Origin of the sequence: Bacillus sp. PAMC26543 (genome assembly GCF_014250375.1) — a bacterium.
GTDB lineage: Bacteria > Bacillota > Bacilli > Bacillales > Bacillaceae > Bacillus > Bacillus halotolerans.
Map to the genome: position 1 here is coordinate 1323727 of NZ_CP060193.1, position 12749 is coordinate 1336475.

At 44.6% G+C, this 12749-nt stretch carries 12 protein-coding genes; 10 read left to right on the forward strand and 2 right to left on the reverse strand.

The window, feature by feature from the left end:
- Positions 1–109 precede the first annotated feature (109 nt).
- The 4 genes from polA to coaE all read left to right on the forward strand — a co-directional run bounded on the left by polA (position 110) and on the right by coaE (position 5017).
- Positions 110–2752, forward strand: coding sequence for a DNA polymerase I (gene polA / locus H7F27_RS06595; RefSeq protein ID WP_101860139.1), 2643 nt, complete (start codon positions 110–112; stop codon positions 2750–2752).
- Positions 2753–2776: 24 nt separating this feature from the next.
- On the forward strand, positions 2777–3604 hold the full coding sequence (mutM, locus tag H7F27_RS06600; RefSeq protein ID WP_024122451.1) for a DNA-formamidopyrimidine glycosylase: 828 nt from the start codon (positions 2777–2779) through the stop codon (positions 3602–3604).
- A gap of 171 nt (positions 3605–3775) precedes the next feature.
- Complete coding sequence (ytaF, locus tag H7F27_RS06605) at positions 3776–4408, forward strand: sporulation membrane protein YtaF (protein ID WP_024122449.1); 633 nt, start codon at positions 3776–3778, stop codon at positions 4406–4408.
- A 15-nt stretch (positions 4409–4423) separates the two neighbouring features.
- Positions 4424–5017 carry a dephospho-CoA kinase gene (gene coaE, locus H7F27_RS06610; protein WP_101860140.1) on the forward strand — a complete coding sequence of 198 codons (594 nt, stop codon included), beginning with the start codon at positions 4424–4426 and terminating at the stop codon, positions 5015–5017.
- A 35-nt stretch (positions 5018–5052) separates the two neighbouring features.
- On the opposite strand, the gene H7F27_RS06615 is transcribed toward coaE, so the two are convergent.
- Positions 5053–5895, reverse strand: a complete 843-nt coding sequence (locus tag H7F27_RS06615) for an aldo/keto reductase (protein WP_095714232.1) — start codon at positions 5893–5895, stop codon at positions 5053–5055.
- A 24-nt stretch (positions 5896–5919) separates the two neighbouring features.
- Positions 5920–7110 carry an MFS transporter gene (locus H7F27_RS06620; protein WP_044153909.1) on the reverse strand — a complete coding sequence of 397 codons (1191 nt, stop codon included), beginning with the start codon at positions 7108–7110 and terminating at the stop codon, positions 5920–5922.
- Positions 7111–7293: 183 nt separating this feature from the next.
- On the opposite strand from H7F27_RS06620, the gene H7F27_RS06625 reads away from it, so the two are divergent.
- The 6 genes from H7F27_RS06625 to dnaI all read left to right on the forward strand — a co-directional run bounded on the left by H7F27_RS06625 (position 7294) and on the right by dnaI (position 12746).
- Positions 7294–7674 carry a winged helix-turn-helix transcriptional regulator gene (locus H7F27_RS06625; RefSeq protein ID WP_024122445.1) on the forward strand — a complete coding sequence of 127 codons (381 nt, stop codon included), beginning with the start codon at positions 7294–7296 and terminating at the stop codon, positions 7672–7674.
- Between the two features lie 206 nt (positions 7675–7880).
- The gene (locus H7F27_RS06630) at positions 7881–8903 is read left to right on the forward strand and encodes a glyceraldehyde-3-phosphate dehydrogenase (RefSeq protein WP_024122444.1); all 1023 of its coding nucleotides are present in this window, start codon (positions 7881–7883) and stop codon (positions 8901–8903) included.
- A 237-nt stretch (positions 8904–9140) separates the two neighbouring features.
- The gene (speD, locus tag H7F27_RS06635) at positions 9141–9521 is read left to right on the forward strand and encodes an adenosylmethionine decarboxylase (protein WP_003223584.1); all 381 of its coding nucleotides are present in this window, start codon (positions 9141–9143) and stop codon (positions 9519–9521) included.
- Between the two features lie 271 nt (positions 9522–9792).
- A complete protein-coding gene (gene nrdR / locus H7F27_RS06640) occupies positions 9793–10251 on the forward strand; it encodes a transcriptional regulator NrdR (protein ID WP_010335260.1) in 459 nt (152 codons plus the stop codon).
- 113 nt (positions 10252–10364) lie between these two features.
- On the forward strand, positions 10365–11786 hold the full coding sequence (gene dnaB / locus H7F27_RS06645) for a replicative helicase loading/DNA remodeling protein DnaB (protein ID WP_101860141.1): 1422 nt from the start codon (positions 10365–10367) through the stop codon (positions 11784–11786).
- Between the two features lie 27 nt (positions 11787–11813).
- Positions 11814–12746, forward strand: a complete 933-nt coding sequence (gene dnaI, locus H7F27_RS06650; RefSeq protein ID WP_024122442.1) for a primosomal protein DnaI — start codon at positions 11814–11816, stop codon at positions 12744–12746.
- Positions 12747–12749 lie beyond the last annotated feature (3 nt).

A 12749-nucleotide genomic window follows, 5' to 3' on the forward strand; every position in this document is an offset into this window, starting at 1 on the left:
TCATCGGTTCGCGTATTTTCCTTTCAAATTGAACTTTGTTAAAATAAGAGAAGCTAAAGACTATTATTATGAGATGAATGGAAGCTGCTGCTTCTTAGGAGGATATTGAATGACGGAACGAAAAAAATTAGTGCTTGTAGACGGAAACAGTCTGGCTTACCGGGCGTTTTTCGCATTGCCGCTGTTAAGCAATGATAAAGGAATTCATACAAATGCGGTTTACGGTTTTGCGATGATTTTGATGAAAATGCTTGAGGATGAAAAGCCGACGCATATGCTGGTTGCGTTTGATGCCGGGAAAACGACGTTTCGTCACGGCACATTTAAAGAGTATAAAGGCGGAAGACAGAAAACCCCGCCTGAGCTTTCAGAACAAATGCCGTTTATCCGCGAGCTGCTTGATGCCTATCAAATCAGCCGTTACGAACTGGAACAATACGAAGCTGACGACATTATCGGCACACTCGCCAAATCGGCTGAAAAAGACGGCTTTGAGGTAAAGGTTTTCTCGGGCGATAAGGATTTAACACAGCTTGCAACAGATCAGACGACGGTTGCCATTACGAGAAAAGGAATTACCGATGTTGAGTTTTACACACCAGAGCACGTCCAGGAGAAATACGGACTCACGCCCGACCAAATTATTGATATGAAGGGTTTAATGGGGGATTCTTCTGACAACATCCCGGGTGTGCCTGGTGTCGGGGAAAAAACCGCGATTAAGCTGTTAAAACAATTCCATTCTGTTGAAAAGCTGCTCGAATCAATTGATGAGGTAAGCGGAAAAAAACTCAAGGAAAAGCTGGAAGAATTTAAGGATCAGGCCTTGATGAGCAAGGAATTGGCGACGATTATGACCGATGCGCCGATTGATGTGTCCGTTTCGGGTCTGGAATATCAAGGCTTTAATCGTGAACAGGTCATTGCCATCTTTAAGGACCTTGGGTTCAATACGCTTCTTGAACGGCTCGGGGAAGACGGTGTAGAGGCGGAGCAGGATCAGTCGTTAGAAGAAATTGATGTCAAAACAGTCACCGACGTGACTAGCGATATATTGGTTTCTCCATCTGCATTTGTCGTTGAACAGATTGGTGATAATTATCATGAAGTGCCGATTCTCGGTTTTTCGATAGTAAACGAAACGGGAGCCTACTTTATTCCAAAAGACGCTGCTGTCGAGTCTGCTGTGTTTAAAGAATGGGTGGAAAATGACGATCAGAAAAAATGGGTCTTTGACAGCAAGCGGGCTGTCGTGGCTTTGCGCTGGCAGGGCATTGAGCTGAAAGGTGCGGAGTTTGATACGCTTCTTGCCGCTTATATCATTAATCCGGGCAATTCGTATGACGACGTTGCCAGTGTGGCTAAGGATTACGGCTTGCATATCGTTTCAAGCGATGAATCAGTTTACGGCAAGGGAGCAAAACGCGCAGTGCCGGCAGAAGGCGAACTGTCTGAGCATCTCGTCAGAAAGGCTTTAGCCATTCAAAGCCTCCGGGAAAAGCTCGTTCAGGAGCTGGAGAACAACGATCAGCTTGAATTGTTTGAGGAGCTGGAAATGCCGCTGGCGCTTATTCTCGGAGAAATGGAGTCAACAGGCGTAAAGGTTGATGTTGACCGCTTAAAACGAATGGGAGAAGAACTGAGCGCCAAGCTGAAGGAATATGAAGAAAAAATTCATGATATTGCGGGAGAGTCGTTTAATATCAATTCTCCTAAACAGCTCGGCGTCATCCTGTTTGAAAAGATCGGCCTGCCAGTTGTGAAGAAAACGAAAACAGGCTATTCAACGTCTGCTGATGTGCTTGAAAAGCTGGCTGACAAACATGATATTGTTGACTATATTTTGCAGTACAGACAAATCGGCAAGCTGCAATCGACATACATCGAAGGGCTTTTAAAGGTGACAAGAAAAGATACACACAAGGTGCATACGCGCTTTAACCAAGCCTTAACGCAAACAGGGCGCCTCAGCTCGACCGATCCGAACCTGCAAAACATACCGATCAGGCTTGAGGAAGGGCGCAAGATCCGCCAGGCCTTTGTTCCGTCTGAAAAAGACTGGCTCATTTTTGCGGCTGATTACTCGCAAATCGAGCTGCGGGTGCTTGCTCACATTTCAAAGGATGAAAATTTGATCGAAGCCTTTACAAACGACATGGATATTCATACAAAAACAGCAATGGATGTGTTCCATGTCGCTGAGGATGAAGTGACATCGGCGATGAGACGCCAGGCGAAAGCGGTCAACTTCGGAATCGTATACGGCATCAGTGATTACGGGCTTTCACAGAATCTCGGCATTACGCGGAAAGAAGCCGGGGCATTCATCGACCGATATTTGGAAAGCTTCCAGGGCGTCAAAGCGTATATGGAGGACTCGGTGCAGGACGCGAAGCAAAAAGGCTACGTAACCACGCTGCTGCATCGCCGCCGCTACATCCCTGAATTGACGAGCCGAAACTTTAATATCCGCAGCTTTGCGGAGCGGACGGCAATGAATACGCCGATTCAAGGAAGTGCCGCGGATATTATTAAAAAAGCCATGATTGAAATGGCAGCCAAGCTGAAAGAAAAGCAGCTGAAGACAAGATTGCTGCTGCAAGTACACGATGAATTGATTTTTGAAGCACCGAAGGAAGAAATTGAAATACTTGAAAAGCTTGTTCCAGAAGTGATGGAGCATGCGCTTGCATTAGATGTGCCGTTAAAAGTGGACTTTGCTTCAGGCCCATCCTGGTACGATGCGAAATAAACAGAGAAAAAGGAAGTGATGGATGTGCCGGAATTACCAGAGGTTGAAACCGTCCGGCGCACTCTGACCGGGCTTGTAAGAGGAAAAACAATCAAATCGGTAGAGATCAGATGGCCGAATATCATCAAACGGCCTGCCGAACCGGAGGAATTTGCGCGAAACTTAGCAGGAGAAACCATCCAGTCCATCGGAAGACGGGGAAAGTTTTTACTGTTTAACTTGGATCATTATGTCATGGTCTCCCACCTTCGTATGGAAGGAAAGTACGGGCTTCACCAAGAGGAGGAGCCGGACGATAAACACGTGCATGTCATATTTACGATGACGGACGGAACCCAGCTGCGTTACAGGGACGTTCGGAAATTCGGAACCATGCATTTATTTAAACCGGGAGAGGAAGCAGGAGAGCTGCCGCTTTCTCAGCTCGGACCCGAACCGGATGCAGAAGAATTTACGAGTGCGTATTTGAAAGCACGGCTCGCGAAAACAAACCGAGCTGTCAAAACCGCTCTTCTGGATCAGAAAACGGTCGTCGGACTTGGGAACATTTATGTGGACGAGGCTCTGTTCAGAGCGGGCGTCCATCCCGAGACAAAGGCAAACCAGCTATCAGATAAAAAAATCAAAAAACTTCATGCTGAAATTAAAAATACCCTTCAGGAAGCGATTGATGCCGGTGGAAGCACTGTCCGGTCGTATATCAATTCCCAAGGAGAAATCGGAATGTTTCAGCTGCAGCATTTTGTGTACGGGAAAAAAGATGAGCCCTGCAAAAATTGCGGCACCATGATTACCAAAATTGTCGTCGGAGGCAGAGGCACACATTTTTGCGCCAAGTGCCAGAAAAAATAGAGGAATGCTTCATCGTCCAAGCTGTCGGTGCATATATCAGTAACTCTGTAATAGAGGAAGTGCCGTTTTTCGGAAACACGGATTTTTCACTTTTCCATATACATGATTGTGATGAATCTCCGGGCATTTAACATCTGATACAAGAGCACCAACAGAAAGGAAGAAACGGATATGCAAATGGTTTCTATACTGCTGCTGGCGTTAGCTGTCAGCTTGGACAGTTTTTCAGTCGGATTTACGTATGGATTGCGAAAAATGAAGATACCGCTAAAAGCCATTATTGTCATTGCCTTCTGTTCCGGCACTGTTATGTTTATATCCATGCTGATCGGAAGCTTTCTCACAAAGTTTTTTCCCGTGTATGTGACTGAGAAGCTCGGCGGGCTAATATTGGTTGGAATCGGCGTATGGGTTTTATATCAATTTTTCAGGCCGGCAAAAGACAAAGACTACTTATTGCATGAAAAAACGCTGCTTAATTTAGAGGTTCGGTCATTGGGCATTGTGATCCATATTTTGAGAAAACCAATGAGTGCGGATATCGACAAATCTGGTGTGATTAATGGGATTGAAGCGGTGTTATTGGGATTCGCCCTGTCGATTGATGCCTTCGGAGCAGGTATGGGAGCAGCCATTCTCGGTTTTTCTCCCATTGCGATGAGCATAACCGTCGCGATTATGAGTTCGCTGTTTGTGTCAGTCGGCATCAATGCCGGCCATATTCTGTCTAAATGGAGATGGATCGATAAAATGGCGTTTTTGCCGGGGCTTCTGCTAATCACGATCGGGCTCTGGAAATTGTAAAAAGGAGTGGATCTCTTGACCTTAGTCATTGGTTTAACGGGAGGAATAGCAAGCGGCAAAAGTACGGTTGCCAATATGCTGATAGATAAAGGAATCACTGTCATAGATGCGGATATCATTGCAAAACAAGCGGTAGAAAAAGGGATGCCGGCCTACCGGCAGATCATTGACGAATTTGGTGAAGACATTCTGCTCGAAAATGGTGATATAGACAGAAGAAAGCTTGGGGCGCTGGTCTTTACAAATGAACAGAAGCGTCTTGCTTTGAATTCAATTGTTCATCCTGCGGTCAGAGAGGAAATGCTCAAGCGGCGTAATGAGTCCATTGCAAATCAGGAGACATTTGTAGTATTAGATATCCCGCTTTTGTTCGAAAGCAAATTGGAGTCTTTAGTGGATAAAATTATTGTGGTCAGTGTGACAAAAGAGCTTCAGCTTGAACGTCTGACCAAGCGCAACCAATTAACGGAGGAAGAAGCGCTTAGCCGGATCCGCTCCCAAATTCCATTAGAGGAAAAAGTGTCAAGAGCGGATAACGTAATAGACAATAGCGGCACACTCGAAGAGACAAAACAGCAGCTTGAGGAAATTCTCAGCTGCTGGGCATAACAAAACACCGTTCATTATGAACGGTGTTTTTGTGATTAAAAATCAAAATTGTCCGGATCAGGACCGACGCGCAGATTTTCATTTAACGCATCAATTCGGTTCATGTCATCCTGTGATAATTCAAAATCAAATATGTTCGCGTTCGCTTTAATTCGATGTTCCTTTGTTGATTTAGGAATAGTGATGACACCGTGCTGTAAATCCCAGCGTAAAATGATTTGCGCGACGGATTTGTGATATGATTTTGCAATGTCTGTCAGTTCGGGATGATCAAGCAATTGTCCCTGCATTAAAGGTGACCATGCTTCCATTTGAATGCCTTGCTTCTCGCAATAAGCCATCAGCTCTTTTTGCGTGAGGCGCGGGTGGAATTCCACTTGGTTGATCATAGGCTTCATTTCAGCATCCTTCAGCAGATCCTCCAGGTGGTGGATTTGGAAATTGCTCACTCCGATCGCTTTGACACGGCCTTCTTTATACAGTGTTTCAAGTGCTCTCCAAGCTTCTTTATATTTGCCTTCCACAGGCCAGTGAATGAGGTATAGATCTAAATATTCCAAACCGAGTTTTGACAGGCTTGTTTCAAATGCCGCCAATGTTTCCTCATACCCTAAATCCGCATTCCACACTTTTGATGTGACAAATAGATCCTCTCTGGAGATGCCGGCTTCTTCAATTCCTTGCCGCAAGCCTTCCCCAACTCCCGCTTCATTTCCGTAGATTGCGGCAGTATCAATACTGCGGTAACCTTGAACAATGGCGGTTTTCACCGCATTGACGAGTTCTGATCCTTCTTCCACTTGGAATACACCGAGGCCGAACCACGGCATTTTCACCCCGTTATGAAGTGTTGCTGCTGCTTGTAAATGTGTTGTCATATTTGTTTCCTCCTTATTGAAATGTTAGGCTGCCTGCCGATCCTGTTTTTCCAGAAGACGGCTCCAGCCTGTTAAGATGACGGCTCCTGCTACCATTAAAGCTCCAATCCACGCGGTATGAATCAGTCCGATGGAATCGGTAATCACGCCTCCCAAAAAAGATCCTAGGGCAATTCCTGCGTTAAATGCTGCAATATTAATCGCGGATGCTACATCTACTGCGCTCGGTACAAAACGTTCAGCCAGCATGACGACATATACTTGCAGGCCGGGCACATTCATAAAGGCCAGCAAGCCCATAAAGAGAATCGTAATGAGGCCAGCAATTTTATAAGGAGCCGTAAATGTTAACGTAAACAGGACGAGCGCCTGTACGATAAACATATAAAACAGCGCGGCGATCGGATTTCGATTGGACAGTTTTCCGCCAATCATATTTCCGATAGCAATGGCAATTCCGTATACGAGCAGGATAATGGCTACAGTGCCGGCCTTAAAGCCCGTCACTTCCTGAAGCAGGGGAGACAGGTAAGTGAACACAACAAATGTTCCTCCGTATCCTAAAGCTGTTATGACAAATAAAAGCAGTAAACGGCCGTTTGTCACAAGCTTCAATTGATCCCGCATCGTTGTTTTCGTCCCTTTTCGTAAATTGGAAGGGACAAGAATGCCATTTGCAATGACAGCGATAATGCCGACGGCGATAATAACCATAAAGGCAAAACGCCAGCCGAGCTGCTGGCCGATAAACGTGCCGAAAGGAACTCCGGTTACTGTTGCGACGGTGAGTCCTGTAAACATAATGGAAATCGCACTCGCCCTTTTATTTTCAGGGACAAGATCAGCTGCGATCGTCGAGCCGATCGACATAAACACACCGTGTGAAAAAGCGGATATCACACGTGCTGCTAAAAGAATCCCGATGCTTGAGGCCGACGCGGCCATCGTATTCCCGGCGATAAAAATGATCATGATCCAAAGCAATAGCGTCTTTCGTGACATGCTTGAGGTTAATGACGTTAAAATAGGCGCGCCGAACGTAACACCCAGTGCGTATAGCGAAACGGTCAATCCCGCTGTTGTTACAGGAATGTGTAAATCATCAGATATTAACGGCAAAAGGCCGACGCTGATAAATTCGGTTGTCCCTATCGCGAATGCACTAATGGCGAGAGCCAGAAGTGCAGGAATGCTGCTTTTATTGGCTGAAGTCATTCAAGTTCCTCCTTTTCTGTTATGTGTTGTATGATTGAAATTCTGCCGAACAAGCTATATAAATAAAAGAGCAGATTCAATTCAGCCGGCAAATGTGATTATGAAAGATATCATCAAAAAAGAAAAGTACGTACTTTTAAGTGCTATAGTCACTTTTTGGTGCCTGTAAGGAGAGTGAACCGCATGGAGAAGAAAAAATATAACATTTCAGTTGAAGCGACTCTTGAAGTAATAGGAGGGAAATGGAAATGCGTGATTTTATGCCACCTGACACACGGAAAAAAACGAACAAGTGAGTTAAAGCGTTTAATGCCGAATATCACTCAAAAAATGCTGACCCAGCAGCTGCGTGAGCTGGAAGCTGACGGTGTCATTAACCGTATCGTGTACAATCAGGTTCCTCCTAAAGTGGAATACGAACTGAGTGAATACGGCCGCAGCTTAGAAGGCATTTTAGATATGCTCTGCGATTGGGGAGCAAATCATATCAACAAGGTATACGGCGATACTTTCTCTGTATTAGAAGAAAGTGTGCTCAATGATAAATTGAAACAGGAATCATAAGAAAATAAAGCAGGCAGTGCGCAGCGCTGGCTGCTTTTTTGATTCTTTATCCTCATATTGTGTGCGAGAAAACGTATGATACATCATAAATTAGCGTTATAATCGTTGATTTTTATCAATATGTACTGGCGAATTCTTTTTAATGTGTTATACTAATTTCAGATGACAACAATTTAGAATGACATAATTGATGAGGGGTGACCAACGTGAAGGTAAAAGTAGCGATAAACGGGTTTGGAAGAATCGGAAGAATGGTCTTTAGAAAAGCAATGTTAGACGATCAAATTCAAGTAGTGGCTATTAACGCCAGCTATTCGGCTGAAACGCTGGCTCATTTAATAAAGTATGACACAAATCACGGACGGTACGACAAAGAGGTTGAGGCTGGAGAAGACAGTCTGATTGTGAATGGAAAAAAAGTACTCTTGTTAAATAGCCGTGATCCGCAACAGCTGCCTTGGCGGGAATATGATATTGACATTGTCGTTGAAGCAACAGGGAAGTTTAATTCAAAAGAAAAAGCGATGGGACATATTGAAGCGGGCGCGAAAAAAGTCATTCTGACCGCTCCGGGGAAAAATGAAGACGTTACCATTGTGATGGGTGTTAATGAAGACCAATTTGATGCTGAACGCCACGTCATTATTTCAAACGCGTCATGCACGACAAATTGCCTTGCACCGGTTGTGAAAGTGCTTGATGATGAATTTGGCATTGAGAGCGGTCTAATGACGACAGTGCACGCTTATACGAACGATCAAAAAAATATTGATAATCCGCACAAAGATTTGCGCCGCGCCCGGGCATGCGGTGAATCCATCATTCCGACGACAACAGGAGCGGCAAAGGCGCTTTCGCTTGTTCTGCCTCACCTGAAAGGAAAGCTTCACGGTCTCGCATTGCGTGTGCCTGTACCGAACGTCTCATTAGTTGATCTTGTTGTCGACTTGAAAACGGATGTAACGGCAGAAGAGGTAAACGAAGCATTCAAACAGGCTGCCAAAACGTCAATGTACGGAGTGCTTGATTATTCGGATGAACCGCTCGTGTCGACAGATTATAATACGAATCCGAATTCAGCGGTTATTGACGGGCTTACGACAATGGTGATGGAAGACAGGAAAGTAAAGGTTCTCGCATGGTATGACAATGAATGGGGCTACTCATGCAGAGTAGTTGATCTCATCCGCCATGTGGCGGCACGAATGAAACATCCATCTGCTGTATAGAATAAGGTCATGGACACAATTTAAGAAAAAAACCTTAACAGCATATTTCTGAAAAAACGCTTCTTGCAAATTAGACTTAAACACAGTATACTATTTTTCGTGAACTTCTTGCTTGAGACTGTTTCGGGATTACTTAAAGGGTTAGGACCTCTCCGGACTAACTTTCCCCCGTGGTAAATAGCCGACCCAGTTGTTGGAACTTCACTTTTTAATTCTTGTTAAGGGGGGTCCATGACTATGGAAACAATGGGGCGTCACGTTATCTCCGAGCTATGGGGATGCGATTTTGATAAGCTGAATGACATGGATTTTATTGAAAAAACGTTTGTAAATGCTGCTTTAAAATCAGGAGCTGAGGTGCGCGAGGTTGCATTTCACAAATTTGCACCGCAAGGCGTAAGCGGAGTCGTTATTATTTCCGAATCACATTTAACGATTCACAGTTTTCCTGAGCACGGATATGCAAGCATTGATGTTTATACTTGTGGAGACTTAGATCCTAATGTCGCTGCTGACTACATTGCAGAGGCATTACATGCTGATACAAGAGAAAACATTGAAATACCAAGAGGAATGGGGCCTGTGCAGATTAAACAGGCGCAAGCGAAAGTACTATAGAGCAAACACGAACACAAAGGGAGCTGGAGCTAGAAAGCGTTACGCGCTTTTTAGCTTATGCTCCTTTTATTTTTATGAACAAACAGGGGCGGCTAGCTTTTTCTTTTTCCGTTTTTCTTGTAAAATAAGAAAGAGATATGTCATAAACCGCCTGATGCTGTTAGACACAGCCTAAACAACGGCTCTCCCGACAGATGCCTGTCACATCACTTATAGCCGGAGGCTGCCGAATATACATTGCAGGGAACGAAATAGTTGGGAGCTGATTTTATTGAAATGTCCTTCATGCCAGCATAACGGAACGCGAGTCCTCGATTCACGGCCTGTGGATGACGGAAAATCCATTCGCAGAAGACGGGAATGCGAAGCCTGCCATTACCGTTTTACTACCTTTGAGAAAGTGGAGGAAACCCCGCTCATCGTTGTCAAAAAAGAAGGCGTGCGAGAGGAATTCAGCAGGGAAAAAATGCTGCGCGGCCTTATTAAAGCATGTGAAAAAAGGCCTGTTTCACTCAAAACGCTGGAAGATATGTGTTTTGACATTGAAAAAGAACTGCGCAATCAAGGCTGTTCCGAAGTGAAAAGCGAGTTCGTCGGAGAAATGGTCATGGATCGCCTGGCTAAGGTTGATGAAGTCGCATACGTGCGGTTCGCGTCCGTCTATAGGCAGTTTAAAGATATTAATGTCTTTATCGATGAATTAAAAGATTTAATAAAGAAAGAGCGTTAAAGAGCTAAAAGGATTCTTCTAGCTCTTTTCTCATGTGCAAAATTGGCATTTGATAGATATTCGAAACGGTGTAAAATGAGAGGTAGAAACATAATCGGAAGGTTTGAGAATGTATGGCTGACTATTGGAAAGATGTACTGCCTGTAGACCCTTATGTGGTGAAGAGCAAATCAATGCTGCAGGATATTGACAGACAAATTATTACACAACTGTACCAGCCCTTAATCGGCCCTGTTGCATTCTCTCTTTATATGACATTGTGGGGAGAACTTGAACAAAACCGTCTGTGGGGCGGAGAATCCACACATAGACAGCTGATGGGAATGACCCAGTCCAATTTGAAAACGATCCATCAGGAACAGGGGAAGCTCGAGGGCATCGGATTGCTAAAAGTATATATGAAAGAATCCGAGCGGCAGGAGCGCCTCTTTATATATGAACTGCTGCCGCCGCTGCGGCCGAATGAATTTTTCGAAGACGGCATGCTGAACGTTTTCCTGTATAACAGAGTCGGAAAAACAAAATATCAGCAGTTAAAACAATTTTTTACGCATCCGGCGATTTCAGAAGACGCCAAAGACATTACAAGGCCGTTTAATCATGCGTTTGAATCACTGCAGCCGAGTGAATGGAAGCTCACATCCGATATGGAGGAAACGGTGAGACTTGCGACGGGAAGGGAGTATACAACTGTCGGACAGGCTCCGTCCTATACCGTTACAGAGGATGTGTTCGATTTTGATTTGTTTTTAGCGGGGCTTTCGGAGACGATGATTCCAAGAAAAGCAATGACACAGCAGGTGCGGGAAACGATTAAAAAGCTTTCTTATTTGTACGGCATTGATCCTTTGCAGATGCAAAATGTCGTCATGAGCGCGATCGATGAGCATGAAGTGATTACCACCGAAGCTTTAAGAAAAGCAGCAAGTGACTGGTACCAAATCGAGAGGAACGGACAGCTGCCGGACTTAGTGGAGAAAACACAGCCGGTACATCTGCGTGAAGGCGGAAAAGCGGCAGAAGAGGATTCGCTGGATAGTGAGCTGATCGCATTGCTGGAGGTCATCTCACCGAAAAAGCTTCTTCAGGATATCGCGGACGGAACCGAACCGTCAAAAGCAGATCTGAAAATTATAGAAGAAATTATGTTTGAACAGAAGCTGGAGCCAGGCGTCACAAATGTATTGATTTATTACGTCATGCTGAAAACCGACATGAAGCTGTCGAAAAATTATATACAAAAAATTGCCTCCCATTGGGCGCGCAAAAAAGTCAAAACGGTCAGAGAAGCGATGAAGCTTGCCATAGAAGAAAACCGCCAGTATCTCGAATGGGCTGAAGGGAAAACGAGCCAATCTTCTAAACGAAATCAAAAAGTGATTCGCGAAGAAAAACTTCCTGACTGGATGAAAGAAAAGAAAACGGCTTCCGATTCTGAAACCGGACAGCAAATGCTGCATGAACAGGACTTGGAAGAACAGAAGAAAAAGATGATGGAAGAAATGAAAAAACTGAAAAAATACTCTGCCTATTAAGAGCAGAGATGCGGGGTGAAGTAATACATGGAACCAATCAGCCGTTCCCTGCAGGGCGTAACCGGCAGACCGGATTTCCAAAAGCGTCTTGAACAAATGAAGGAAAAAGTGATGAAGGATCAAGACGTTCAGGCATTTCTAAAGGAAAATGAAGACGTCATCGATCAAAAAATGATTGAAAGAAGCTTAAATAAGCTTTATGAATATATTGGACAGAGCAAGCACTGCTCTTATTGTTCAGAAGACGAAAACAGCAATAATCTGTTGGAGGGCTACCATCCGAAGCTTGTGATGACCGGCCGCTCTATTGATATCGAGTATTACGAATGTCCGGTCAAACGAAAGCTCGATCAGCAGAAAAAACAGAAGTCTCTCATGAAAAGCATGTATATTCAGCAGGATCTTCTCGGAGCGACGTTCCAGCAGGTTGATATTAATGATCCGAGCAGACTTGCAATGTTCCAGCATGTCACAGATTTTCTGAAAAGCTATAATGAGACGGGAAAAGGGAAAGGATTATATTTGTACGGCAAGTTCGGTGTAGGAAAAACCTTTATGCTCGCCGCTATTGCCAATGAGCTGGCGGAAAAAGAGTATTCCTCCATGATCGTCTATGTGCCCGAATTTGTCAGAGAGCTGAAAAATTCGCTTCAAGATCATTCGTTGGAAGAAAAGCTGAACATGGTAAAAACCACGCCTGTATTGATGCTCGACGACATCGGAGCAGAATCGATGACGAGCTGGGTCAGGGATGAAGTTATCGGGACAGTGCTTCAGCACAGAATGTCCCAGCAGCTGCCGACTTTCTTCTCTTCTAATTTCTCGCCTGATGAGCTGAAACATCATTTTACGTATTCGCAAAGGGGAGAAAAGGAAGAAGTGAAAGCGGCAAGATTAATGGAGCGGATTTTATATCTGGCTGCTCCTATCCGTCTTGACGGAGAAAACCGCCGCCATTAATAA

Coding starts and splice junctions, on each gene's coding strand:
- polA (WP_101860139.1), top strand. CDS start 110: ATGACGGAACGAAAAAAATTAGTGCTTGTAGACGGAAACAGTCTGGCT.
- ytaF (WP_024122449.1), top strand. CDS start 3,776: ATGCAAATGGTTTCTATACTGCTGCTGGCGTTAGCTGTCAGCTTGGAC.
- H7F27_RS06615 (WP_095714232.1), bottom strand. CDS start 5,895: ATGACAACACATTTACAAGCAGCAGCAACACTTCATAACGGGGTGAAA.
- H7F27_RS06620 (WP_044153909.1), bottom strand. CDS start 7,110: ATGACTTCAGCCAATAAAAGCAGCATTCCTGCACTTCTGGCTCTCGCC.
- H7F27_RS06625 (WP_024122445.1), top strand. CDS start 7,294: ATGGAGAAGAAAAAATATAACATTTCAGTTGAAGCGACTCTTGAAGTA.
- speD (WP_003223584.1), top strand. CDS start 9,141: ATGGAAACAATGGGGCGTCACGTTATCTCCGAGCTATGGGGATGCGAT.
- dnaB (WP_101860141.1), top strand. CDS start 10,365: ATGGCTGACTATTGGAAAGATGTACTGCCTGTAGACCCTTATGTGGTG.
- dnaI (WP_024122442.1), top strand. CDS start 11,814: ATGGAACCAATCAGCCGTTCCCTGCAGGGCGTAACCGGCAGACCGGAT.